Origin of the sequence: Sulfurovum zhangzhouensis (genome assembly GCF_030347965.1) — a bacterium.
GTDB classification, from domain to species: Bacteria; Campylobacterota; Campylobacteria; order Campylobacterales; family Sulfurovaceae; genus Sulfurovum; species Sulfurovum zhangzhouensis.
In genome coordinates this window covers 440,448-466,049 of the sequence record NZ_JAQIBD010000002.1, presented here as the reverse complement: position 1 = coordinate 466,049, position 25,602 = coordinate 440,448, and the positions used below count along the sequence as shown (strand labels likewise).

Here is a 25,602-nt window from a genome sequence, read left to right as displayed (position 1 = left end):
TTACCCTCCAAAGAAGCTGCTGCTTCCTGAGCCGGTTTTACTACTTCCGAAAAATCCGCTTTTCTTCGAACTTGTAGTACTTGTTTTTGCTTTGTTAAAACTGTTTTGGCTTCTTGTAAAGGTTGAAGGCGTTTTGTAACCAGCCTTACGGTTATTTTGATAATTTTGATTTCCAAAAAGCTTACTTCCGATCCATGACCCGATGATAGCGCCTGCAGCACTTGCCAGGATCGTTTCACCAAGTCCCATACCACCTTGAGAAGACATCTGCGGCTGTGTAAGATTGGATGTACCATTATCAATCTTTGCCTCTTCATCTATGAGAAGAGCATTCATCTCCTCTTGCGTCATTACTCTTTCTGTACCATCAAGCTGTTTAAGTACGATGCGAGTCTCGTCAGCAGGGAATTCATCTTTGATCTTGTATTTTCCCGGCTCAGTCTCTTCTATGATTACAAAGGCACCTTTTGGCTGCTGTTGTTCCTGTGTCTGTTGATCTCCTCCACCGACACATCCTGTGAGTCCTGTAGAGAGCAATAGACCTAGTCCAGTGGCAGAGGCGACAGTTGAAAATTGCTTAAGGTATTTCATTGTTTAAATCCTCTAAATTTATAGTGGAGGAATCATAACAAAAAAGTGTAAATAGTAGGGTAAATAAGATGATAATATATATAAAGAGAGGGAAGAAACTCTCTTTATGATAAAGGAGAAAATGGAGAATTAATCCATTTGTTTTCTGAGGAATGTAGGCACATCAAGTATATCTTCATTGTCATTGTACCCACCTACAACCATTTTTGATCTCAGGTTATTGATATTGTTTGTTGTTGTACTGCTCAATAGGGTTTCTTGTTTTTTTACTGTTGGTTCAGCAACAACGCTTTGATCTTCAAAACCTGTAGCAACAATAGTGATCCTAACTTCATCAGGTGCCATATTGGTATTAGTAGTTGTACCGAAAATTACAGAAGCATCTTCATCGGCACTCTCTTCTATAATACTCATTGCTTCTCCAATTTCCATAATCGGATAATTTGGATGGATATCAAAGTGAACAAGAACACCCATTGCCCCGTCAATTGAGATATTGTCAAGAAGCGGAGACTCGATTGCCGCTTTTGCCGCATCATAAGCCGCATTCTTACCTGATGCATATCCAGCACCCATAAGAGCAAGACCTCTGTGACTCATTACTGTTTTAACATCGGCAAAGTCCAGGTTGATATCATTTTCCCCATGAGAAAGGATCACTTTAGAGATACCGCCTACTGCTTGAGCAAGAATATCGTCAACCATTCTAAAACTCTCTTTAATACCAAGGTTCTTTTCTACTATAGAAAGGAGTTTTTCATTTGGTACAACAATGATAGAGTCACTTTCTCTTTTTAGTTCTTCCAAACCATCTTTTGCAAGTTTCGCTCTTTTGCGTCCTTCGAACTTGAATGGGCTAGTTACAACAGAAACTGTCAATGCACCAACTTCTTTTGCCGCTTGAGCAATGATAGGTGCTGCACCTGTTCCAGTACCGCCACCTAGACCGGCAGAGATAAATACGATATCTGAACCTGAAAGCATCGATTTTATATCCTCGAAACTCTCTAATGCAGCTTCTCTACCTTTATCAGGCACCATTCCTGCACCAAGTCCTCTCGTCGCATTGATACCTAATTGCATTTTGTAAGGTGCAATCGAACTATCCAAAGCTTGTTGGTCAGTATTGGCTACTATGAGATCGATACTGTTTATCCCTTCATTGATCATGTGGTTGATCATATTTCCACCACCGCCACCGACGCCGATAGCTTTTATTTTAGCACCAGTCGTACTTGATTTAGCTTCTGTTATCTCTATATCAAAATCTTCCATTTTTTCCTCCTTTATTTGATGTTAATGCTCTACTAAAAAAGCTGCTTCGCCCAATTTACAAATTTTTTTAGTGGATGATTATTTCCTTTACTGATATCCGGTAAATCATCAAAGATGATATTCTCCTCTTGATTTACATCTCTCTTTGTTTCCGGTTTTGGATGAAGTGCATTACGCTCTTCTCTATGTTCATTTTTTTGTGTGATTCTTATATCACCGAGATCTTCTTTATGGATTGTTTTTGAGTGTAGCAACTCTTGGTTAAAGTTGATCTCATATTCTGTGTGACCACCTGCACTGTAAAGTATCAAACCTACGGCAGTGGAGAACTCAGGACTTTTTAACTCATCAAAAAGACCATCAATCTTCTCTTCGTTAGGATATCCTACACGTACAGGCATCGTCGGGAAGATAGATTGGGCCAACTCTCTTATACCTTTGAGTTTTGTCATACCGCCGGTCAGTATGATACCGGCACCTATCTGCTCTCTAAGTGCGCTTTTGTCAAGGGATTTTGCTAAAAGCATTAAGGTTTCTTCTACTCTCGCAAAGATAACTGAATGTACAATCTCTAGAGAGACGCCGTTTCGACTCTCTTCATCACCGATAATTGGAAGTTCAATGATTTCATTACTTGTTTCACTAAGATTCCCGTGACGTAACTTGACATTTTCAGCAATTTGCAAAGGGGTATGTAGCGCCATGGAAAGATCGTTGGTAATATGATTTGATCCAACGCCTAAGAAATCATTGTATCTAATAGAGTTACCCGTATGGATGACAAGATTACTTGTCTGACCTCCCAGGTCAATGACTGCTACGCCAAGCTCTTTGTCATCTTCGTCCATTGTGGCAATTGCAGATGCATAACCGCTGAGTACAATTCCTTCGATCTCTACACCGGCTGAGCGTACAGCTTTGGTAAGATTGGCAAGATTAGACTTTTGTGTCATAATGATATTGACATCTACTTCAAGTCTGCTTGCATTCATCCCATATGGATCTTCGATAAAGTCTTGATCATCTACTTTAAAGTTATAAGGAAGCACATGCACGATATCAAATTCATTTGGGATATTTGCATTATACAGTGCAGTTTTCATTACACGTTCAAGTTCTTTAATAGAGATATCTTTATGAGGGATATTGACAACACCAGTGGAGTTCAGGCTTTTTGCATAAGCATTTGAGATAGAAACGATAGCAGATGAGATATTACTGCCTGCGATGCGTTTAGCATCGTTAAGCGCCTTTTTGATTGACTTTGAAGCAAGTTCTATGTTGGTTATGGCACCTTTTTTAACACCTTGTGATCTTGTGATGCCATGACCTTGTATTTGAACTCTTCCATTATCCTTGATTTCAGCTATGATCGCACATATATTAATAGAACCGATATCTATAGCTAAAATTGTCTTATTCAATTTGTGAGTCCTTGTACATAAACTTCAACTGGATATTTTTTGTCAAGTGTTTGAAGGAAATTATTTTCAAAGATACCTTTTTTTAACTGGCCAACCCTTTGCTTGATTGATGCACTTTGATTTTCATCTGTTGGCATCACTTTTTGCTCCAGTATATTATATATGACAACTTTATCCACTACACTAATCATACCTTTTTCTTCTGGCGATGTAAAGAGTTTTTGGATAAATTGTAAACTTTCTTCCGAATTTAACGGAGCCAGGTTGACATTTTTATTTAGCGTCAAAAAATTTGATGTTGTCGCATTTATATCATCAAAATTTTGCAATGTATTTTCAGCAAGTTCAGAGAGACCTTTTTGTTGCATTGCTACTTTATACATTGCAGTTGTTTCTTCTTTTGCTTCTTCATAGCTCTTTACTCTAGGTTCGATCACTTCTTCAATCTTGATGGTTGCATAACGGTCATTAGCAACTTTCGGTTTCATGATCTCTCCGACACTTTTTTGTGCAATTTCGTCCCAGATCTCTGCTGAGAGTTTCATATCATTAACAGGAAGTGTCAATGTCTCATTACTTGACAACTCTCCTTTTTTAAATGCGATATATGCTTTTTGTGCTGCTTTTTTGCTCTTTTGAAGTTTTAGATCATTTGTAACGTTCTCTTTCGCCTCTTCAAATGAGAGTTGCTTCCCTTCTTGATCCGTATAGTTGAAACTGTTCTCAGCGAAGTGTTTTTGGAGTTCATCGTCTGTAACAGCAGTATCTGTAGTATCTGTCCAAACTATAGAGAGTTTATACTGTTTTGGAGTCATAAAGTTGTCTTTTTGCAGTTCCCAGTATGTTTGAATATCGCTATCATTGATGTCCACTTTGATATCATTAAGCGTAAGCACTTTATATGCAATTTTGTCTGCAATATTGATAGCTGATGAAACTACTTTTTCTTCAAACGGCATCGCATTGGTTGTGAGAAGGTTGAGTGTTTTTGAGATTGTCAGTTCTTCTCTCAGAGCCTCTTCAAAAGTTTTAGCTGTCATTCTGCGATTTTTTAAATAATGATCATAATTTTCTTTGCTGAACTGTCCATTCTTTTGAAACAGTTTGATACTTTGTAGTACTTTAGCTATCTCTTCATCTGAAACGATGATACCGTTTTCTTTAGCAAAATTCAGTACTTTTGTTTGTGTTTCGATCGCAGCAAAAGCTTGTTGTACCAGTCCCAGTTCTTTTGCTTTTGCTTCATCAAGCTGACCTTGCATTTTTTGATTGTATTCATTATACATATCACTGTAGACCATATTGAGTTTACTTTGTGGAATTTCGATCTCTCCAACTTTAGCTACATTTCCTGCTTTTGATCCGAAATTATAACTACCCCATCCAACAAAACCTGCACCGATGAACGCGACGGTGGCTACCCAGATCGTCCATACAAGATATTTATTGTGCCTTTGCATCCAACTTATCATACTTTAACTGCCTTCAATTGAAAAATTTGTACAATATTCTATCTAATATAAATTAAAAGGGCAGCGTGTAATTTGAAGATGCTATCTAAAAATAATGAAATGATGAACAGGGATCTTGAAGTCATCTGGCATCCCTGTACACAGATGAAAGATCATGAGACTTTACCTATCATACCTATCAAGTCAGGAAAAGGGGTTTATCTTTATGATTTTGAAGGTAATAGCTATATCGATGCTGTGAGTTCATGGTGGGTCAATTTGTTTGGACATTCTAACACTTTTATCAATGAAAAGATCAAAGCACAGCTTGAAAAGCTTGAACATGTACTTTTGGCTGGCTTTACTCATGAACCTGCTATAGAGTTGGCACATAAGCTTGTAAATATCACCCCTGAGGGACTAGCTAAGGTTTTTTATGTGGATAACGGTTCAAGTGCTGTTGAAGCAGCACTCAAGATGAGCTATCATTTTCATCTTAATAACGGAAAGAAAAAACCGGTTTTTTTATCATTGACAAACTCTTATCATGGAGAGACAATAGGTGCATTAAGTGTGGGAGATGTAGCACTGTATAAGGAAACATATGAACCGTTGCTTATTGCCAATAAACAGGTACCTGTGCCGGTAGATCAAACTCAAGAAGCTGCTGAAGCGGCCCTCAGTATCTTAGAAAAAGTATTGCATGATCAAGCTGATGAAATTGCTGCTTTGATCTTGGAACCGCTTGTACAGGGAGCGGGGAATATGCATATGTATCATCCGGCATATCTAATCGGAGCCAGGGAATTGACCAGGAAGTACGGTGTACATTTGATCACTGATGAGATTATGACAGGTTTTGGTAGAACAGGGAAAATGTTCGCCTGTGACCATGCAGGTATTTCACCTGATTTTATGACACTTTCCAAAGGGTTGACCGGAGGTTATCTGCCGCTATCTGTTGTGATGACAACTGATGAAGTTTACAGTGCTTTTTATTGTGACTATAATGAGTATAAAGCTTTCTTGCATTCTCACTCTTATACAGGAAATCCTCTTGCCTGTACAGCAGCGCTTGCAACATTGGAGCTCTTTGAAAAGGATGATGTCCTTGGCAATAATGAAAAGAAAAGCCGTTATATACTTGAAAGAGCTGAAAAAATAGCCGAACTTTCAAATGTGAAAGAGATAAGACAACAGGGGATGATCACGGCAATTGAGCTACAAGGGTATAGTGCTGAAGATCGGATCGGTATCAGTGTATATAAGTATGCCTTGACACGAGGTGTGTTGCTCAGGCCTTTGGGGCATGTTGTTTATTTTATGCCACCATATACGATCTCGTATGAGGAGATTGATAAAATGGTTGATGTAGCCTGGGAAGGCATAGCAAAAGTAAACAAAGAGTCCTAAAAAGAGAACAGACCGCTCTCTTTACTTAAGCGTTGAAAATGTCTTTGTGCACGTTTGATCCCAAAGTGCATTGCTTTTTCATAAAGCTCTTTTGCAGTTTTTTTATTTTTCTTTGTTCCCACACCATGTTCGTAAAACTGTGCAAGATCACAGATCGCTTCAGGATATTCCCTGCTTGCCAACTGCTCTATCCGTTTAAAGGCTTCAGATATGTTTTTTTCAAAAAGTCTTCCTTTGAAAAACTCTCTCGCCAAGATCAATTGTCCGAACTCATCTTCGGTAAGACCTGATAAAAGTAGAAGTTCTGCTGCCTCAGACCTTTGGAAAGCAGTCTCTTCTTCGGCTAATTTTAACGCATTAATTACCGTTTTTTCTACATCGCTTTTGGCATAGCCATGCTCATGACTAATTTGATCTATCCATTCTGTTACAGAGTCGTAAGGTTGTGTACTGTTGACAAGCAGAGGGTATTTCTGGGATGCATCAAGAAACTGCTGTTTGATAGAGAAAATAGGCCGATATTTTGTATTTTTATTTCGTGCAGTGATCGTTTCATCTGATATCTCTTGAGCGTTGGACGGCTTTAATGCCTTTTCATAAGCTGCTGTCATCTCTGTTGCTTGCTCTGCTAACATAGTAGTATTGTCAGTAGTCTCTACTGCAAGAGCTTCATCGTAAATTGGTGTTGCGATCTGCTCTTCATGTAATAAACTACTATCTTCAAAAGTCGTATCAGCTGTTGAGACTGGTTCAGGTAGATATGTGTCAGATTCGGAACTAAGAGCTTCTTCCTCAAATGCAGAAAAATACACTTCTTCTTCCTCTTCTGGCCTGCTTTCTTCTATGTCAAGCAGTTTGTCAAAATCAACTTCTGTTTTTTCTTTGGATGATGCAGCAGAAGTTTGTAAATATTGGTTGATATCTACTATTTCACTTTGATCTTCATAACTCTCATCTGTAAGAAAAAGATCAAATTGCTCGATAAGCTCTAGTTCTCTTTGTGAATAGGAGCGTTTGTGATGTCCGTTTGAAACTCGTTGATGGATTTCCTGTATTGGTGTATCGATATACTCTTGTATAAGGTTTTGAGCCAGTGCATAACTTTCTGATTCAAGGGCATCGATGATTTTCTGGATTTTAGTATCTGTTCTAATAAGTCTTAATTTTGCAATTTGTAATTGAATCGTTTCAATATCTGTAATAGATATAGCCAGGTTGATGATACTTAGTCTTTTTTTGGTTTGATTCATTTTATTATCCGGTTTACAGTTTGTCAAATTGATTTAGAGTATAGCAGAAGTAAGTTTACATTTATGCGTATTTATGTGTAATACTTAAAAGAGAGAATAATCAGTAGTAATATTACTTCAGTGTCAATTCATTCAACCTTCATTTACACGATCAGCTATCTCTTAGAGGTTTGCACTTAGTGCTAAAAGCCGGCAGGAGTTTTCCAGCACAGAGACTTTTTTTGCCATTTCCGTGATATCCCTATCATAGGAAATTACTCCAAAACCTTTGATAAGCATCAGATGGGTTTCATGGTTTTGGAAAAATTTTGGGATCTCATACTGTGCTCTTTCCATCCAATCATCCACATTTCTAGGATCATAAATAATGATATCCCCTAACACTTTCTTCCCATGATAGTCCTGAGGAGAGACTTTACCGTGTTTTAGAGAGTAGGCAGTTGCATATGGCGGCATTGTAAAAGATATATATTTGGCATTTGGAAGCGTTTCGTAAATATGCTCATGGATATAGACATCCTGACTTGCTTCAGACCATCTATAGTCTCTTTGGTTATAGTCAAGTCTAACCATACAGTGTTCTGTCACTTCATCTAGGATCGTATCTCTACGGTTGATAATGAACTGGTTGGTTGAGATACGTGCTGAGATCGAGCCATGGTAAACACTGAAGAAGTTTTTATTGAATAATGAGAGTGAAACGTGTTGTATCTCTTCGATAAGGTGTTTATCCATCGCTAGCAACCTTTGTTAGGAATATTTTGTTATTATAGCATTGATATTTTAAGGGCATGTATCATGCTTTATATAATAAAGGTTTATTTTGCAGACTCCCCATATTCCCGTTTTGCTTGAAGAGGTCTTAGAAAGTTTTAAAGAGATCAAAGAAGGGTATTTTGTTGATTGTACCTTGGGGTATGCCGGGCATAGTTCCGAGATGCTCAAAAGATATGGGCATATCAAACACATCGGTATCGATAGAGATGATGAAGCATTAGCTTTTTCCAAAAAAAGATTGGAACCGTTTAGTGATAGAAGTACACTCTATAAAGGAACATTTGCAACTGTCTTCCCTACACTAAGTGAGAGTCCTGTTACAGGTGTTCTGGCAGACTTTGGCGTCTCTTCATTGCAGCTTGACAAGATGGAGAGGGGATTTAGTTTTAACTCTGAAACACTTGATATGCGCATGGATGCATCAGCACCGCTGAGTGCATATGAAGTTGTCAATGAATATCCAAAAGAGAAGCTGGAATATATCTTTGACATGTATGGTGAGGTTAAACCCTACAAGAAATTAGCAGCAGCTGTCGTAGAAGCGCGAAGCCGTGCTCCGATCAATTCAGCGAAAGAACTGGCACAGATCGCCGTAGATGTTTTGGGAAGTCATGGTAAGATACACCCTGCAACCTTGATGTTCCAGGCAATACGTATAGAAGTCAATAATGAACTTGGTGAGATCGAGGGATTATTGGATGCATTGGAAGAAAAACATTATGAGGATGAGATCGTTTCACTTATTACTTTCCATTCACTAGAAGATAGATTGGTGAAGAACCGCTTTAAAAAATGGAGCACTTCTTGTATCTGTGATCCTCAGGCAATGCGATGTACTTGTGGTAATGATCATGCACTTGGCAAGCCAATCAAACGTAAACCTATCACTGCTGGGAAAGAAGAACTAAAAACCAATCCTCGCAGCCGGTCAGCAAAACTAAGAAGTTTTAGATTTACAAAGAGTAGTTAATGGCTGTGAAGAGAAAAAGTAAAGCACCCAACGGCATCACTTTCAAAATGTTTATGATCATTATGATCTCTATGGCGATTGTGTTAATACTTAGTATGATAAAGATCTATTTGAGTAACCAGATCTATTATGAGAGCAGGGAGGTCAATCGTCTGCAGCAGCATGTCTCTGTACTGAAAGTAGAGAGGCAACTGCTTGAACAGAAGGTTGAAGCATTGAAATTCAAAAATAGGGTAACAGATACGATCTTTGTGATCAAAGAGGGGGAATAACATGATACGTTCTTTTATCACTTTTGCGATAGACAGGCCCATTATCAATCATATACTACTGGCCTTTTTGCTGCTTTTGTCTATCTTTTCTTATCAAAATATTCCTAAAGAGATATTCCCCCCTTCAAACCTTGACCAGATAAGTATCACAGGGGGATATCCGGGTGCCAGTGCAGACGTACTCGATAAGATGGCGGTTAAGAATATAGAAGATGAACTAAAAAGTATCTCAGAAATAAGTAACATTGATACGATTATTCAAAACGGACTTTTTTCCATTAAAGCGGATATCAAACCTGGAAGTGATAACCAATTGGTACTTAGTGATGTTAAAGATGTTATTGCCAATATCAGACGAGATTTGCCTACGGATATGGATGAACCTATCGCAAAGATCACTGTGCATAATTTTCCACTGCTATTGGTTGCGATCTCGGGTGATAGACCACAAAAAGAGTTACTCGATATTGCCGATGAAATTAAAAGCCGTCTGAGCAGCTTCAAAGAGTTAAGCGATATCCTCATACGTGGAGAAGCGGATGATGAGGTACTTATCAGTATTGATGAACAAAAGCTTATTGCATATGATCTACCAAAAGAATCGGTCTACCGATCCATCGGCGCATTGAGTTCGATTTTCCCGATCGGTACTCTGGAGCAGAAAGGAAACCACCTTTATATCTCTACGATCAATGGAGAAAAGAGTGCGAAAGCACTGGAAGACACACTTATCACTGTGAATGGTAAAAGGGTACGGGTAGGAGATATCGCGAAAGTCAGTTTTGGATTGAGTGATACCGTTCAGATCTCTCATTTTAACGGAAAACGTAATGTTTCCCTGGATATCAGTAAAACCAAAGACGGAAATGCCATTGCCTTGAGCAAAGAGATCAAAGCGATGCTCTCTCAGATGCAAAAAGAGTATAAAGATGTTACTCTTGAAGCTTATACGGATACCTCTATCTGGATCAAAAACCGTCTCAACCTTGTCTCTTCCAATATCTTTTTTGGTCTGATCCTGGTGTTTATGGCACTTTTTATGAGTGTGAACTATAAGATTGCATTGGTAGTGGCTGTTGGGATCCCTGCAAGTTTTATGATAACCCTGATTGGTGCTGATCAGATGGGCTACAGTCTTAATATGCTGACCTTGCTTGGTGCACTCATCGCTCTGGGGATGCTGGTGGATGAAGCGATCGTAGTAGCAGAGAATATCTTTAGGCATATGGAGATGGGTAAGTCTGCAAGGCAGGCGGCTATCGATGGTGCAGTAGAGATGTTCCCTGCTGTACTGACGGCAACGATGACAACGGTCTTTGCTTTTTTGCCGTTACTTATCATGAGTGGTCAGATGGGAATGTTCATGAAGGTCTTGCCTGTCATGATCTCTATTTTGCTGCTCAGTTCTCTCTTTGAAGCTTTCTATTTCCTACCGCTGCACTCCAAAGAGTTCTTTACGATGAGGGATGCTGACAAAGAACATAGCAGAAATGATTTTTGGATCAAAATGGATAAGGCGTATGCGAGTATACTTGGGGCACTGCTCTATACCAAAAAGAATTCAGTTTTGACTACAGCATTTGAAAGGCTCAAAACAAAACAATCAGTGCTTAAGGCTTCCCTGCCAAGGCTGGTCGAAGAAAATACTTACCGCATCCTCTACAAAATACTCAAACCTTTTACACAAAGAAAGGTTTTTTCCTTGTTCTCTTTGGTGGGAGCTATCTTATTGATGACGGTATTGATGATGAACATTACTAAATTCCAGCTTTTCCCGGAATTTGATACGACACAACTCTATCTAAACGGTAAAGTGGATGTGAACAATAAACTTGAAGATACAGAAGAGATAGTGGCTAAGATCGAGAAAGAGTTATTACAGTACTATGATGCTGAAGAGACCTCTTCGATCACGTCGGTTGTCGGCTTTTATATGAATTCCGACCAGACCTTTGAGACGGGAAGCAACCTTTTTCATATCTTTATCAATTTACATGAAAAAGCCCCTGAAAATTTCATTGATACTTTTATAAACCCGATTTTTTCACTGGAGTATGACGGTTCGGACATGATCAGAAAAAGAAAAGCGCAGCAGATCGCACTGGCAACACAAAAAGATGTGGTTGATGCACTCAGAGAGCTCAAAGCTACCAATGGTCAAAAGCTTTTTAGCCAGATCAACCTTTATGTACCGCAGACTGGAATTGTCGGTCATGATATAGAGATAGGACTGAGCAGTAAAGATGAAGATAAAAAACTTGAGGCTTTAGCTGAACTGAAAAAAGAGCTAGGCAAAATTGACGGCGTTTTTGACATAGCTGATGATGCAAAAGAGGGGGTGCGTGAGCTCAAACTCCGCATCAACGAATACGGGCAAATGCTGGGCTTTACCGAAACCTATGTAACCTCCGAGCTTAAAGGTCTGTTTTTAAAAGCTGAATATGGAAAAATGTTCAACGATACTGGACTGGTGCGTTTACGTATTGAAGACCCTAGGAAGGATCAGTACCTCCAGATCGGTTCGGTGACACTGACGACTCCCGACGGACAAAACGTCGTAAAGCTTTCCGAAATATGTGATTTTAATTATCAGAAGAGTTTTGTAAAGATATACAAAGAAGATGGTCAGAGGGTGAGTACCGTTACGGCAAGAGTGGACAGTAAGAAAGTTTTGGCTACCGAAGTGATGAAAAAGATCAACCCAATGCTTGAAATGTTTGAAAAAGAGGGCTTGAAGGTCATTATCAAGGGAGAAGAAAAGGAAAACAAGCAGATGAAAAGAGAGATGAGCCAAGCAGCTCTCATCGCTATATTCCTTATCTTTATCTCTTTGGTATGGATGTTCAACTCTTTAATTCTTCCTCTGATCATTATCTCAACGATCCCGCTTTCTATCTTAGGGGCATTGGTTGGTGCATATGTCATGGGTATCAATCTTACGATGCCGGGTGTGATGGGACTGATAGGGCTTGCAGGGGTTGTGGTCAATGATGGAATTATCATGCTGGATTTCATTAAAGGCAGCAAAAACTATGCTGAGATGATGGAAAAGGCTGGGCATAGGCTTAGACCGATCCTGTTAACATCTATTACCACGCTACTGGGACTTTCATCATTGATCTTCTTTGCCAGCGGTCAGGCTTTGATCATTCAACCCATGGCAATCTCTCTTGGCTTTGGTGTCGCATGGGCAACGGTGTTGAATCTCTACTATGTGCCACTCATGTATGCGGTGATCTATAAGGTGCAAAGTGACAGTTAAAAGATTTTGGTTATAATATCTTTTTTTAAGAGAACCGGAAGAATATAGTATAGAAATTTGAAGGAATTAAATATGAATATTTTTGATGATGATGACGCATTTGTAGGAACACCAAGATCCAACTATTTTTCTATTGCAAGAACAGCAAATCAGAACATCGTTGAAATGGAAGTTGAGAAGATGTTCAGACGTTTGGCAGTAGCTGAGAAGCTTCTTGAGGAAAAAGGGATGGAAAACGAGTATGAGTTGATGATCAAACAAACTGTAATTGACCCTGAGATTGATAATGGTGTGAACAGTATCTTCATCGAACTTGTAGGTAATATCGTTACTCAGTGTGAATAAGGATAAAAATTAGTGTTAAGTGCAGTTGAGAGAAAGATAGAACAGTTCATTGCTGAACTGGAAGACAGGGAAGTAAGTTCATTTTATTGGATGCTTCCTGCAGGGAAAAGGCTTAGGGCAAAGCTCATTTTAAAGATTGCAGGAAATAATCTTCTTGCTGTAAAGACTGCTGCGGTAGTGGAGATGATCCATGCGGCTAGTTTATTACATGATGATGTGATCGATGATGCTTATACCCGCCGTAACAAACCCTCTCTCAATGCACTCTACGGCAATAAAACAGCGATCATGCTGGGAGATATCCTTTACTCCAAAGGCTTTTTAGAGTTAAATAATATCAGCATGGAAATTGCCAAAATCGTTTCAAATGCCGTTGTGCAGTTGAGCCTGGGTGAGCTGAGAGATGTTTCACTCTCCAAAACTTTTAATGTGGATAAAGAGATATACCTTAAAATGATCTATCAGAAAACGGCTTCACTGATAGAAGCAAGTGCAGGTGCCGCAGCAGTACTTGCAGGTAAGCCAAAGGAAGCATATCTTACTTACGGACGCAATCTTGGGCTTGCGTTTCAGATGATCGATGATATTCTTGATATTACACAAGATAGTGCAACACTTGGTAAACCGGCACTCCATGATTTTGTGGAAGGGAAAACTACCCTGCCGTATATCTATCTCTATGAAGCACTAAAGAGTGATGAGAAAAGAAAACTTCAAAGCTTACATGCAAAAGTTTTGAAGCCGGAAGAACAGCTATGGATACAGACGAAAATGAAAGAGCATCAAATTATCGAAAAGTCTTATCTTGAAGCAAAAGCTTTGATCGAAGAGGCGATTGCTTTGATGAGTGCTCATGGTGAAGATTCTTTGGCAGGTATTGCTAAAGAGATGATCGAAAGAGAGTTTTAATGTACTATCAAGTGATGAGTTTTTCTCACAAAAGCTGTGATCAGGCTTTCCGAGAGAAATTGGCATTTGCCAATGACGAAGAAAAAAAGCGGATGCTTAGTCAACTGGTATCGTTTGATTATATCAATGAAGCATTTATTGTCTCTACATGTAACCGTGTAGAGATAGTTTTGGCTACAAGTGACAACTTTTCAAGTTATCATACCTTACTTGGTCTGATGAGTCAAAAGAGCGGCCAGAACTTTTATGAGATCAAAAGTGTGGCTAAAACCTATGACGATGATGAAGCAATAAGACATATCTTCAGTGTGGTCTCTTCTCTTGATTCTTTGGTGATCGGTGAGTCACAGATTACAGGACAGGTGAAAGAGGCATTTAAACTCTCTTTAGAGCATGGTACAGCAGGAGAGAAGCTTAACCGTGTGATCTCTTATGCGCTTAAATGTGCTGCTGAAGTGCGTAATTCTACCAATATCTCTCAAAATCCTATTTCTATTGCTTCAGTAGCGGTAGCACAGGCACATAAACTTCTGGGTGAACATATCCAGGGAATGACAGGTGTAGTAGTGGGTGCCGGTGAGATGGGTGTACTTGCGGCAAAACATTTGCTGAGAGTAGGGTGTGATGTTGTTTTCATCGGACGTGATCTTGAAAAGGTACAAAAGGTAGCTGATTCTCTAGGTGAAAATGTAAAAGCCGATACTATGGAGAATCTACCTAAATATGTCAACCGTTATAAGCTTCTTTTCTCTGCTACCTCTTCACCTGAACCTGTCATTACCAATGACTTGATCGAAAATAAAACGATCCCGAGATTTTGGTTTGACATGGCAATTCCACGTGATATCGAAGATATGGATCTGGATAAGCTTAAACTTTTCCGCATCGATGACCTGCGTGAGATTTCTCAAAGCAACCACTCTTTGAGAGAGGAAAAAGCTTTAGAAGCTGCGGCGATCGTAGATCGCTATAAAGAGGAGTTCTACGGATGGCTTAGAGCGCTTTCGATTGAACCTGTGATCAAAGAGATGAGATCACAGGTTGCTACAGCGATAGATAAAGAGCTAGAGCGAGCGATTAAAAAAGGATTTGTCCCGGAAGAGTATGAATCTAATATACGTAAAATGGCAGAACAGATGTTTAACCGTTTTTTACATGATCCTACTCAGAACTTAAGACACTCTTCGGCTGATAAGAAAAATGCCAACGCAATCGAAGCCGTCAAAAAGATGTTTGACATAGAAATCGATAGATGCGATCTTGCACTTTACAAAGATGATCATCATACAAAAGGATACGAATCGTGAGATTTACACAATTACTGATACCAACAACCAAAGAGACGCCAAATGATGCAACACTGGCGAGTCATATCTATCTTATCAGGGGTGGATTTATTCAATCTGTTGGAGGGAGCGGTCTTTACAATTTTCTACCGCTTGGTAAAAAGGTACTTGACAAGGTAGAAAAAGTAGTTAAAGAAGAGCTTGACCGTGCAGGATGTCAAGAGGTCAGCCTGTCTTTTGTAACTCCTTCGTCACTATGGGAAGAGAGTGGACGTTTTGAAAAGTACGGTAAAGAGCTTCTACGCTTTAAAGACCGTAAAGACAATGACTTTGTACTGGGACCGACCCATGAAGAGATGATGGTAAATCTTGTCCGTCAAACGGTGAAAAGTTATAAACAACTACCGTTGAATCTTTATCAGATCAACCTAAAGTTCCGTGATGAGATCAGACCGAGATTCGGTTTAATGCGCGGGCGTGAGTTCTTGATGAAGGATGGTTACAGTTTCCACATTTCTGAAGAGGATATGAAGCGTGAGTTTGATCTTATGGAGGAAACCTACAAGAAGATCTTTACACGTCTGGGCCTTGAATTTAGAGTGGTTGAAGCTGATAGCGGTGCAATCGGCGGAAGCGGGTCAAAAGAATTTATGGTACTTGCTGACAGTGGTGAGGATACGATCGTTGTATGTGACAGTTGTGAGTATGGAGCAAATATCGAAGCAGCAGTACGCCAGCCGAAGATTTGTGACGTGGCAGCACCTGAAGCAAAGTTTGCAAAATTCAATACACCTAATGTGAAAACGATTGAGGCATTGAGTGAATTTTTCAAAGTAGATCCTTACTATTTGGTAAAAACAGTAGCAAAAAGAGCGCTTTATGATGAAGGCGAGAGTAAGATCGTCCTCTTTGCACTACGCGGATCGGATGAACTGCAAGAAGTGAAAGCGTGTAATGCAGTAGATGCGAATGATTTGGTTGATGTATCCGAAGAAGAGTTGGCTGAAGTCGGTTTGATAGCCGGATTTATGGGACCGACTACTGTACCGGAAGGAATTACCGTAGTATATGATAATGAGCTCAAAGATGCAGCTTCTATGATCTGTGGGGCAAATGAGAAGGATTACCATCTAGTAGGGAACAACTTTGTAGGGATCGAAGCAAACTTTGATGACCTTGTTGCTGTACAAGAAGGTGATGTATGTACATGTTGCGGTGGTTCATTACGTTATACCAAGGGGATTGAAGCAGGTCATATCTTCCAGCTTGGTACCCGTTACTCTGAACCGCTTGGATGTGTGTTCTTGGATGAGAACGGTAAGTCTGTTCCTATGGTGATGGGAACATACGGTATCGGTGTGAGTCGTCTGCTTGCAGCGATCATTGAGCAGAATCATGATGATAATGGGTGTATCTGGACAAAAGAGTCTGCACCGTTTGATCTATATATCCTTGTTTCAAATATCAAGGATGAAGAACAGCTGGCATTGGGTGAAAAACTTTATGAAGCTATGAAAGCTAAGGGAGTAGATGTAATCATAGATGATCGTAAAGACCGCTTTGGTGCAAAGATGAAAGACTGTGAACTTCTTGGTATCCCTCATGCTGTTGTGATCGGGAAAAACCTTGCAGATGGAAAGGTAGAGTTTCTCACACGTAAAGAAATGCTCAAAGAAGAGGTACCTGCTGAAGATATCCTTTCTGTACTTGAGGAAAGATTGTAAAAATGCCGATTTTAATTGCGATCCCTTTTTTACTGTTAGAACTTTACCTCTCTTTAAGTGTAGGTGAGAGGATCGGTTTTTTATGGTCGGCAATTTGGATCGTAGTGACATTTATAATCGGGGTACAACTTTTAAGACTTTCACCGTTTACAGTCATGGGCAACCTTGATGCAGTTACACGGGGAAAGCTAAGCCTACAAGGTTTCCAAAGTGTCAGTACTTCTTACTTTATTGGGGCAATCCTACTTATTATTCCGGGAGTATTGACGGATATTCTTGGAATTTTTGCGTTGCTTTACACACTTTATTTGCAATTTGTCGCTAAAATAACCCCTGAACAAACCAACTTTAAATCAGAGAAACAAGGAGAAGATAATGTCATTGATGTCGAAATTATTGACGAGTACACTGATCACAACCCTCACGCTTAGTGCAGGAAATACGGTAGATGAAAAAGAACTTTTGAATTATGTGAAGAAGCATGTAGTCCTCAACCCTCAGGTAGAAGTAAAAGGTGTTACGATCATTGAAGAGACTTCTCATCCGGATATTCCTGGTTGGAATGTGTATCTTACGACAATGGACTTGAATTATCAAGGTAAAGAAATAAAGGCACCTGAGACTATCTTTGTAAAAGACGGACTGGCAACTAGAAACTTGGTGAGTCTAAAAAACGGGAGAGATTACCGTGATGAGATCAAACCTACTGTATCAGACAAATTTTATGATGATGCACACTTGATCTTTGGAAATAAAAATGCTGCCCATAAAGTACTTGTATTCTCTGATCCTCAGTGTCCATTCTGCCAAGAAGTGGTTCCGGATATTATGAAAGCGGCGAAAGAACATCCTGATCAGATCGCTCTTTACTATTATCATTTGCCGTTATTACGTATTCACCCTGTTTCAGATGTTTTGACACGTGTGATGCACCTTGCACAGCATGAAGGGAAAATGGATGTCTTGCCAAAAATCTATGCAATGAAGATCGATCCAAGAGAGACTGATATGAAAAAGATTCTTGCTGAAGTAGAAAAACAGACAGGGTACAGTGTCACTGCAGAAAAGGTTGATGATCAAAAAGTGAAAGACGCTATGAAAGCGGATTCTGATGCCGCAAGCGAAATGATGGTTAGCGGTACACCTACGATCTATGCTGACGGTAAATGGGATAAGATGAGAAATAAATATAAAGAGTTTATCAAGTAATGGCAGAAAAATTAATCATAGCAACACGTGCAAGCCAATTGGCACTTTGGCAGGCATACCATATCAAAGAGAGAATAGAAACTAGTTTTCCAGATGTGGAAGTGGAACTCAATGAGATCACTTCAAAAGGTGATAAGATACTTGATAGGCCTTTAGCATTAGTTGGAGGTAAAGGGCACTTTACCAAAGAGCTTGAAGATGAAATGCTTGCGGGTAATGCACACCTGGCAGTGCATTCGCTTAAGGATGTACCTACTTATATCCCTGAAGGGCTTGAGTTAGCAGCTATTACAGAGCGTCAGGATCAAAGTGATGTTTTCCTTTCTCACAAATATGAAAACTTGGAAGCACTTCCAAAAGGTGCAGTAGTAGGTACCACAAGTTTAAGAAGACGTATGCAACTGCTTCAACAACGTCCTGATCTTCAAGTAAAAGATCTAAGAGGAAATGTCAATACTCGTCTTAGAAAGCTTGCAGAAGGACAGTATGATGCTATCATTCTTGCTTATATCGGACTATATAGACTGGATCTGCTTAAAGATATTCCGCATGTTGAGAAACTAAGTTTCATGATCCCTCCAATGGGACAGGCTGCATTGGGGATCGAGATCATTAGCAGTGATGAGAGAGTAAGAGAGATCGCTTTGAGTTTGAATGATGAGAAGAGCTTTCTTTGTACAAAACTGGAACGTGACTTTATCGCTAAAATCGGTGCAGGATGCTCTGCTCCCGTTGCAGTCAATGCAATCATAGAGGGTGAAGACATTATAATCAAAGCGATGCTTGGTTATCCTGACGGAACGAATATTATGGAAGCCTCTCTCAGTACACAGATCGAATGTTGTGAACATCTGGGAGAAGCACTTGCTCAAGTTATGATAGATGATGGAGCCTTAGAGATCCTTAGTAAGGCTGAAGAGATTGCTTTTAAAGATGAAATGCCGCAAAGACTTTAATTTTTCTTCTTTTACATTGGGGGAGGATATATTACATCTTTCTCCCGATACATACTACATTTTATTCCTCTAAAATTCAACAGAATTCATACTAAATAAAATTTTAAATTTTCTACAAACTCTTTATATTGTCTTATCTATGAAATATTATAAAAGTGTTTCAAATCTACAAAAATAATATAAAATTATGAAAAACTATATGTTAAATATATATGAGCAAAGTTTTACTATTGTATTTTAATAATTCAATTAAAAAGACAAGGGAAAAACTATGAATGTTTTAAGGGACGGGACGATTGGTTTTTTGAGCCTGCTTATTTTAAGCGGTTGTAACGGGAAAACATGTGCTGATGGAAATGCGGAAGTAATAGCACCTGAGATGATATGTGTAGAAGTTGCACTTGCTCAGGGGCAGGAGGTATCAGATACAGATTTAGATAAAGTTTATGACTGTGCAGATACGGATGATGATAACGATGGAATATCCGATGCAGATGAAATTGCGACGGGAACAGATCCATTAGTAGCTGATCCATGGGATACAGATACTGATCATGATGGACTGACCAATGCTGAAGAATCAGATGAAAACTCCACAACTATCACTGATAGGAATGGAAATGGTATCTCGGATGTTGGAGAACCATTAGATACAGATGGAGATGGTATTTCAGACGGTAATGAAGTGAATAACGGAACTAATCCGCTTAATCCTGATACGGATGGTGATGGGAAAAGTGACGGTGAAGAAGGTGTAAGTGATACTGATGGAGATGGTATTATCGATGCACTCGAACCGGCAACAGTGGATAGTGATGGTGACGGTGTCTCGGATGAACTGGATGCAGCGAATGATGATCCAAACAACGATAGTGACGGTGATGGCCTGAGTAATGCTGACGAGATAGAGATACGTCTTACCGATCCATTGAAAGCAGATACCGATGGAGACGGTATGTTGGATGGAGAAGAGGTAACTAACGGTACGGATCCATTAAATCCCGATACGGACGGTGACGGCAAAAGTGATGGTCTAGAAGGAGTAAGTGATACAGACGGTGACGGCAAGATCGATGCAATCGAATCAGCTATCACTGATAGCGACAGTGACGGTGTGGCCGATGAACTTGATGCGGTGGATGATGATCCTACCAATGACAGTGACGGTGATAGCCTGAGTAATGCTGACGAGAAAGAGATACTTCTTACCGATCCATTGAAAGCAGATACGGACGGCGATGGTGTTTCAGACTGGGATGAAGTAAATAACGGAACTAACCCTCTTAATCCTGATACGGATGGTGATGGGAAAAGTGACGGTGACGAAGGTGTAAGTGATACTGATGGAGATGGTATTATCGATGCACTAGAACCGTCAACAGTGGATAGTGATGGTGACGGTGTTTCTGATGAACTGGATGCAGCGAATGATGATCCAAACAATGACAGTGACGGTGATGGCCTGAGTAATGCTGACGAGGCAGATATACATCTTACCGATCCATTGAAAGCAGATACGGACGGCGATGGTGTTTCAGACGGGGATGAAGTAAATAACGGAACTAACCCGCTTAATCCTGATACGGATGGTGACGGCAAGAGTGATGGCGTAGAAGGTACAACAGATAAAGACGGTGACGGCAAGATCGATGCGATCGAATCTGCTATCACTGACAGCGACAGTGACGGTGTGGCCGATGAACTTGATGCAGTGGATAATGATCCTACCAATGACAGTGACGGTGATGGCCTGAGTAATACAGATGAAACTAATATTCATCATACAAGTCCAGTAAAAGATGATACGGATGGTGATGGTATGTTGGACGGTGAAGAGGTAACCAACGGTACGGATCCATTGAACCCTGATACTGACGGTGACGGCAAAAGTGATGGTGTAGAAGGAGTAAGTGATACAGACGGTGACGGTAAGATCGATGCGATCGAATCAGCTATTACTGACAGCGACAGTGACGGTGTGGCCGATGAACTAGATGCGGTGGATGATGATCCTACCAATGACAGTGACGGCGATGGATTTAGTAATATTGATGAGACCACAGTTGGAAGCGATCCGTTAGATAATACGAGTGTCCCGGGAGATCTGGATGGAGACGGTATTCCTGATGCGATAGATCCTGATATGGACGGTGATGGTTTGAGCAATGTGGATGAAACAAATAACTATATGACGGATCCTTCAAATCCTGATACGGATGGAGATGGTGTTTTAGATGGTGTGGAGATCACTAATGGTACCGATCCATTGAAGGCAGATACAGATGGTGACGGCAAGAGTGACGGCGCAGAAGGAGTAAGCGATACAGACGGTGACGGTAAGATCGATGCGATCGAATCAGCTATTACTGATAGTGACAGTGACGGTGTGGCCGATGAACTTGATGCGGTAGATGATGATCCTACTAATGACAGTGACGGTGATGGTCTGAGTAATGCTGACGAAACTAATACATTTGGAACCGATCCATTGAAGGCAGACACGGACGGCGATGGTGTTTCAGACGGGGATGAAGTGAATAACGGAACTAACCCGCTTAATCCTGATACAGACGGTGACGGTAAAAGTGACGGTGTAGAAGGAATAAGTGATACAGACGGTGACGGTAAGATCGATGCGATCGAATCAGCTATTACTGACAGTGACAGTGACGGTGTGGCCGATGAACTTGATGCGGTGGATGATGATCCTACCAATGACAGTGACGGTGATGGATTTAGTAATATTGATGAGACCACAGTTGGAAGCGATCCGTTAGATAATACAAGTGTCCCTTCGGATATCGATGGAGACGGTATCCCTGATACGATGGATCCTGATAAAGATGGTGATGGACTAAGTAATGTTGATGAAATTACTCTCCATAATACAGATCCTTCTAATCCTGATACGGATGGAGATGGTCTTAATGATGGTAATGAAGTAAGTATTGGAACTGACCCTAATAATCCGGATAGTGATGGAGATGGTCTGAATGACGGTGATGAAATAAGCATTGGAACAAATCCAAACGATCCGGATAGTGATGATGATGGGCTTGGAGATCATTATGAAGTTACAATTGATATTGGAGCCGGTAATGTGTATATCACTGACCCGCTAGATACAGATACAGATAATGATGGGTATGGTGATCGTGCTGAAATCGAAGACGGTACGGATCCTACAGATCCAAACAGTAAACCTTCTACTAATTGTAGTGGATTCCTTGCGTTGATAAATCCAATTTGTTGGTTCACCGGATTCCTGGATATACTCCTTTAGTAATGTCACAAGAATAGCGAAGGTTTAGCTATTCTTGTGCTTTAAAACTAATCCGCTTTTGCTATAATTTTTTCTATCATAAATAGTTGATACACTATAGCAAGAAGGATAGATATGAAAGATGTGGTTGCTTGGCTAAAAGAGCATGGAAATTTAAAGATCATCGATGAGCCTCTTGATGTTGAACTTGAGATACCGCATGTAGCTTATATCGAAGTGAAAAAAGATGATTCCCGTCCTTTACTTTTTACAAATCCTATCAATAAAGCAAAAGGCATTACTTATGATATGCCAGTACTCATGAATATCTTTGCCAATAAACAGATCACTCAAGATATCTTTGGCAAACACCCTGATGATGTAGCTAAAGGTATCGATGCACTGTTGAAACTTAAGCCACCAAAAGGAGTGGTTGCAAAACTGAAAATGCTTCCAATGCTCTTTAATCTCAAAAACATATTCCCTAAACGGCTCAAGGGTCAAGGTGCATGTCAGGAAATCATCTATAATAAAGAGAAAGTTGATCTGGATCGATTGCCTATCTTGAAAACATGGGAAGAGGATGGCGGACCGTTTATCACTATGGGACAGGTTTATACTCAAAGCCTTGACGGACAGATGCAGAACCTTGGTATGTATAGGCTTCAGCAGTACGATAAGAATAGGCTGGGGATGCATTGGCAGATCCATAAAGATGCTTCTCATTTTTTTGACCAGTATCAACGTGCAGGTAAGAAAATGCCTGTAAGTGTTGCGATAGGCGGAGACCCCCTTTATATTTGGTGTGGTCAGGCACCTATGCCCCACGGAATGTTTGAGCTTCTTTTATATGGGTTTGTCAGAAACGAAAATGCCAGATTGGTGAAGTCCATTACCAATGATATTTATATTCCTGAAGATGTTGACATCGTGATTGAAGGTTTTGTGGACCCTGAAAAAATGGAGATAGAGGGACCGTTTGGAGATCATACAGGATATTATACACTCAAAGAACCATTCCCGGTGATGGATGTGGAGACAATCACTATGAAGTCAAATCCTGTTTATGCTGCGACAGTGGTTGGAAAGCCTCCGCTTGAGGATAAGTATATGGGATGGGCTACAGAAAGAGTCTTTTTACCGATGCTCAAACCTATGGCGCCTGATCTTATAGATTATAACATGCCAGAAAACGGTGTTTTCCATAACCTGATCTTGGCTAAGATGAAAACGCTTTACAAAGGTCATGCGCAACAGTTCATGCATGCGTTCTGGGGAGTAGGGCAGATGAGTTTTGTCAAACATGCGATCTTTGTAGGGGAAAATGCACCTGAGCTGGAAGAATTTGAAGCATTGACAGAACATATTCTAAACAGACTTGATAAAAATAAAGTACTCATTACTCAAGGAATTGTTGATCATCTGGATCACTCTTCACCTGAACAATTTGTAGGGGGAAAACTCGGAGTTGATGCAACCGGTAGTGAAGTAGCTGAAGGTGTGGCTATCCCGCTTGTTGACAGTGAGCTTTTAGCCAAGATGAAAGAGATAGACAGCAATATACTTGAACTCAAGCAATATATGACACATACAAAAAATCCTATCTGCGTGATTACCGTAGAAAAGACAGCGTCTATTTCAGAAGATTGGGATAAGGTAGATAGCCTTAAAGATCATATTAAAGTATTGGTTATTGTCGACAAGGCAAATAATGATATCCAAGATCCATATATGCTGATTTGGCGTGTTGTGAATAATATTGATGCTCAAAGAGACGTAAAACTTTCTCCATTTATTGTCATAGATGGGACAAATAAAGGTATAATAGACGGATATGATAGAGAGTGGCCTGGTGATACGCATTGTACCAAAGAAGTGTTGGACAGATTACAGAGTCTAGATGTGATCGATATCGATGAAACGTTTATTAGAAAGTTTGGGTTATTACCCTTTGAATAAATTAAGAGAAAATTAATTTTACTGTGATAAAATTAGTTTGTTAATAAAAATTATCAATAAGGAAGTAAAATGCTAGTAACTAAAAAGGCTCCTGATTTTACAGCAACAGCTGTACTTGCAGATGGTTCAATTGTAGAAGATTTCAACCTATATGAAAATCTTGGTGAAAAAGGTGCGGTACTATTTTTCTACCCACTTGACTTTACATTCGTTTGTCCGTCTGAAATCATCGCATTTTCTCACAGAGCTAAAGAGTTCAGGGAAAGAGGTATCAATATAATCGGTTGTTCAGTAGACTCTCAGTTCAGCCACTTTGCATGGAGAGAGACTCCTGTAAATCAAGGTGGAATCGGTAGAGTTGATATGCCGCTTGTTGCAGACCTTAATAAACAAATTGCGAGAGATTATGATGTACTTCTTAATGAATCAGTAGCACTTAGAGGTTCTTTCCTTATTGATGCAGACGGTACAGTAAGACATGCAGTGATCAACGATCTTCCACTTGGAAGAAACATCGATGAGATGATCAGAATGGTTGATACAATGCTATTTACTAACGAGTATGGTGAAGTATGTCCAGCTGGTTGGCAAAAAGGTGATGAAGGTATGAAAGCTGACACTGCAGGTGTAGCAGAATATCTTGCAAAACACGAAAACGAACTATAATTTAAGTTATAGCTCAGCTATGCTGAGCTATAATACGCGCATAGCTAACGTTACATTTACGTTACATAATGTGGAAGTAATGTTTTAGCTTCTTCTTCGGCACCCCTCTTCCCCTTTTTAGTCGGAGTAAGAAGCTAAACCATTGCTTCCAATGATGCGCCTTGAAGGAACAAGATGACAGATCATGTAACGCTGCTCAAAGAGAGTGGACTCAAAGCAACTTTCCAAAGAATGAATATTCTAGAAACAATCGAAAAACACGGTCATATTACTATTGATGCTATCTATGAAGAAGTTTCAAGGATTCATGCCTCATTATCACTTGCTACCGTTTATAAAAATATCCTTTTGATGCTTGAAAAGAAGGTATTGGTAGAGGTACCGGTTGCAGGTCAAAAATCAAAATATGAGTTAAAAAAAGACGATCATATACATTTGGTATGTACAGTCTGCGGTATGGTTGAAGATAAACCGCTGATCAGTAGTGTAGATACGCTGATAGAAAATATGACGAAAGAAGAGAATTTCTCTCTAAGCAGTGAACAGATCAACCTTTACGGTATCTGTCATAATTGCCAGGAACAAAAGGCAAGTTAAGAGA

The 25,602-nt window shown here is 39.9% G+C and carries 21 protein-coding genes; 15 read left to right on the top strand and 6 right to left on the bottom strand.

Features of this window, described 5'->3' with window-relative positions; genetic code table 11:
• From PGH07_RS07505 to PGH07_RS07490, 4 genes are all read right to left on the bottom strand, one after another.
• Positions 1-591, bottom strand: coding sequence for a UPF0323 family lipoprotein (locus tag PGH07_RS07505; RefSeq protein ID WP_289413759.1), 591 nt, complete (start codon positions 589-591; stop codon positions 1-3).
• Between the two features lie 129 nt (positions 592-720).
• Positions 721-1,866 (bottom strand): cell division protein FtsZ, encoded by a 1,146-nt coding sequence (gene ftsZ / locus PGH07_RS07500; protein WP_289413757.1) that lies wholly within the window; start codon positions 1,864-1,866, stop codon positions 721-723.
• Positions 1,867-1,898: 32 nt separating this feature from the next.
• Positions 1,899-3,290, bottom strand: a complete 1,392-nt coding sequence (gene ftsA / locus PGH07_RS07495) for a cell division protein FtsA (protein ID WP_289413756.1) — start codon at positions 3,288-3,290, stop codon at positions 1,899-1,901.
• Entirely contained in the window at positions 3,287-4,762 is a 1,476-nt protein-coding gene (locus PGH07_RS07490; protein WP_289413755.1) for a peptidylprolyl isomerase, read from the bottom strand. The genes ftsA and PGH07_RS07490 overlap by 4 nt, the downstream gene beginning before the upstream one ends.
• A 78-nt stretch (positions 4,763-4,840) precedes the next feature.
• On the opposite strand from PGH07_RS07490, the gene PGH07_RS07485 reads away from it, so the two are divergent.
• Positions 4,841-6,154 (top strand): adenosylmethionine--8-amino-7-oxononanoate transaminase, encoded by a 1,314-nt coding sequence (locus PGH07_RS07485; protein WP_289413931.1) that lies wholly within the window; start codon positions 4,841-4,843, stop codon positions 6,152-6,154.
• Here PGH07_RS07485 and PGH07_RS07480 read toward each other — a convergent pair.
• On the bottom strand, positions 6,151-7,404 hold the full coding sequence (locus PGH07_RS07480; RefSeq protein WP_289413754.1) for a tetratricopeptide repeat protein: 1,254 nt from the start codon (positions 7,402-7,404) through the stop codon (positions 6,151-6,153). The two genes, PGH07_RS07485 and PGH07_RS07480, sit on opposite strands and share 4 nt — an antisense overlap.
• Before the next feature lie 162 nt (positions 7,405-7,566).
• Positions 7,567-8,139 (bottom strand): class II aldolase and adducin N-terminal domain-containing protein, encoded by a 573-nt coding sequence (locus PGH07_RS07475; protein ID WP_289413753.1) that lies wholly within the window; start codon positions 8,137-8,139, stop codon positions 7,567-7,569.
• An 88-nt stretch (positions 8,140-8,227) separates the two neighbouring features.
• On the opposite strand from PGH07_RS07475, the gene rsmH reads away from it, so the two are divergent.
• The 14 genes from rsmH (at position 8,228) to PGH07_RS07405 (ending at position 25,598) form a co-directional block, all read left to right on the top strand.
• The gene (gene rsmH / locus PGH07_RS07470; protein ID WP_289413752.1) at positions 8,228-9,151 is read left to right on the top strand and encodes a 16S rRNA (cytosine(1402)-N(4))-methyltransferase RsmH; all 924 of its coding nucleotides are present in this window, start codon (positions 8,228-8,230) and stop codon (positions 9,149-9,151) included.
• Positions 9,151-9,423 carry a hypothetical protein gene (locus PGH07_RS07465; RefSeq protein WP_289413751.1) on the top strand — a complete coding sequence of 91 codons (273 nt, stop codon included), beginning with the start codon at positions 9,151-9,153 and terminating at the stop codon, positions 9,421-9,423. Before rsmH ends, PGH07_RS07465 begins: the two co-directional genes overlap by 1 nt.
• 1 nt (position 9,424) lies before the next feature.
• Complete coding sequence (locus PGH07_RS07460) at positions 9,425-12,685, top strand: efflux RND transporter permease subunit (protein WP_289413750.1); 3,261 nt, start codon at positions 9,425-9,427, stop codon at positions 12,683-12,685.
• 72 nt (positions 12,686-12,757) lie between these two features.
• On the top strand, positions 12,758-13,030 hold the full coding sequence (locus PGH07_RS07455; protein WP_289413749.1) for a DUF2018 family protein: 273 nt from the start codon (positions 12,758-12,760) through the stop codon (positions 13,028-13,030).
• Between the two features lie 12 nt (positions 13,031-13,042).
• Entirely contained in the window at positions 13,043-13,939 is an 897-nt protein-coding gene (locus PGH07_RS07450) for a polyprenyl synthetase family protein (RefSeq protein ID WP_289413748.1), read from the top strand.
• Positions 13,939-15,246, top strand: a complete 1,308-nt coding sequence (hemA, locus tag PGH07_RS07445) for a glutamyl-tRNA reductase (protein ID WP_289413747.1) — start codon at positions 13,939-13,941, stop codon at positions 15,244-15,246. Before PGH07_RS07450 ends, hemA begins: the two co-directional genes overlap by 1 nt.
• Positions 15,243-16,949, top strand: a complete 1,707-nt coding sequence (locus PGH07_RS07440; protein ID WP_289413746.1) for a proline--tRNA ligase — start codon at positions 15,243-15,245, stop codon at positions 16,947-16,949. Before hemA ends, PGH07_RS07440 begins: the two co-directional genes overlap by 4 nt.
• 2 nt (positions 16,950-16,951) lie before the next feature.
• Complete coding sequence (locus PGH07_RS07435) at positions 16,952-17,380, top strand: FxsA family protein (RefSeq protein WP_289413745.1); 429 nt, start codon at positions 16,952-16,954, stop codon at positions 17,378-17,380.
• On the top strand, positions 17,325-18,158 hold the full coding sequence (locus tag PGH07_RS07430; RefSeq protein WP_289413744.1) for a DsbA family protein: 834 nt from the start codon (positions 17,325-17,327) through the stop codon (positions 18,156-18,158). The genes PGH07_RS07435 and PGH07_RS07430 overlap by 56 nt, the downstream gene beginning before the upstream one ends.
• On the top strand, positions 18,158-19,114 hold the full coding sequence (hemC, locus tag PGH07_RS07425; RefSeq protein WP_289413743.1) for a hydroxymethylbilane synthase: 957 nt from the start codon (positions 18,158-18,160) through the stop codon (positions 19,112-19,114). Before PGH07_RS07430 ends, hemC begins: the two co-directional genes overlap by 1 nt.
• Positions 19,115-19,385: 271 nt before the next feature.
• Positions 19,386-22,397 carry a hypothetical protein gene (locus PGH07_RS07420; protein ID WP_289413742.1) on the top strand — a complete coding sequence of 1,004 codons (3,012 nt, stop codon included), beginning with the start codon at positions 19,386-19,388 and terminating at the stop codon, positions 22,395-22,397.
• A 114-nt stretch (positions 22,398-22,511) separates the two neighbouring features.
• The gene (locus PGH07_RS07415; protein WP_289413741.1) at positions 22,512-24,335 is read left to right on the top strand and encodes a menaquinone biosynthesis decarboxylase; all 1,824 of its coding nucleotides are present in this window, start codon (positions 22,512-22,514) and stop codon (positions 24,333-24,335) included.
• Positions 24,336-24,404: 69 nt separating this feature from the next.
• A complete protein-coding gene (locus PGH07_RS07410) occupies positions 24,405-25,001 on the top strand; it encodes a peroxiredoxin (RefSeq protein WP_289413740.1) in 597 nt (198 codons plus the stop codon).
• Positions 25,002-25,175: 174 nt separating this feature from the next.
• Positions 25,176-25,598 carry a Fur family transcriptional regulator gene (locus PGH07_RS07405; RefSeq protein ID WP_289413738.1) on the top strand — a complete coding sequence of 141 codons (423 nt, stop codon included), beginning with the start codon at positions 25,176-25,178 and terminating at the stop codon, positions 25,596-25,598.
• The last annotated feature ends 4 nt before the right edge of the window (positions 25,599-25,602 follow it).

Coding starts and splice junctions, on each gene's coding strand:
- PGH07_RS07505 (WP_289413759.1), bottom strand. CDS start 591: ATGAAATACCTTAAGCAATTTTCAACTGTCGCCTCTGCCACTGGACTA.
- ftsZ (WP_289413757.1), bottom strand. CDS start 1,866: ATGGAAGATTTTGATATAGAGATAACAGAAGCTAAATCAAGTACGACT.
- PGH07_RS07490 (WP_289413755.1), bottom strand. CDS start 4,762: ATGATAAGTTGGATGCAAAGGCACAATAAATATCTTGTATGGACGATC.
- PGH07_RS07485 (WP_289413931.1), top strand. CDS start 4,841: ATGCTATCTAAAAATAATGAAATGATGAACAGGGATCTTGAAGTCATC.
- PGH07_RS07480 (WP_289413754.1), bottom strand. CDS start 7,404: ATGAATCAAACCAAAAAAAGACTAAGTATCATCAACCTGGCTATATCT.
- PGH07_RS07475 (WP_289413753.1), bottom strand. CDS start 8,139: ATGGATAAACACCTTATCGAAGAGATACAACACGTTTCACTCTCATTA.
- PGH07_RS07465 (WP_289413751.1), top strand. CDS start 9,151: ATGGCTGTGAAGAGAAAAAGTAAAGCACCCAACGGCATCACTTTCAAA.
- PGH07_RS07460 (WP_289413750.1), top strand. CDS start 9,425: ATGATACGTTCTTTTATCACTTTTGCGATAGACAGGCCCATTATCAAT.
- PGH07_RS07455 (WP_289413749.1), top strand. CDS start 12,758: ATGAATATTTTTGATGATGATGACGCATTTGTAGGAACACCAAGATCC.
- hemA (WP_289413747.1), top strand. CDS start 13,939: ATGTACTATCAAGTGATGAGTTTTTCTCACAAAAGCTGTGATCAGGCT.
- PGH07_RS07435 (WP_289413745.1), top strand. CDS start 16,952: ATGCCGATTTTAATTGCGATCCCTTTTTTACTGTTAGAACTTTACCTC.
- PGH07_RS07430 (WP_289413744.1), top strand. CDS start 17,325: ATGTCATTGATGTCGAAATTATTGACGAGTACACTGATCACAACCCTC.
- hemC (WP_289413743.1), top strand. CDS start 18,158: ATGGCAGAAAAATTAATCATAGCAACACGTGCAAGCCAATTGGCACTT.
- PGH07_RS07420 (WP_289413742.1), top strand. CDS start 19,386: ATGAATGTTTTAAGGGACGGGACGATTGGTTTTTTGAGCCTGCTTATT.
- PGH07_RS07415 (WP_289413741.1), top strand. CDS start 22,512: ATGAAAGATGTGGTTGCTTGGCTAAAAGAGCATGGAAATTTAAAGATC.
- PGH07_RS07410 (WP_289413740.1), top strand. CDS start 24,405: ATGCTAGTAACTAAAAAGGCTCCTGATTTTACAGCAACAGCTGTACTT.
- PGH07_RS07405 (WP_289413738.1), top strand. CDS start 25,176: ATGACAGATCATGTAACGCTGCTCAAAGAGAGTGGACTCAAAGCAACT.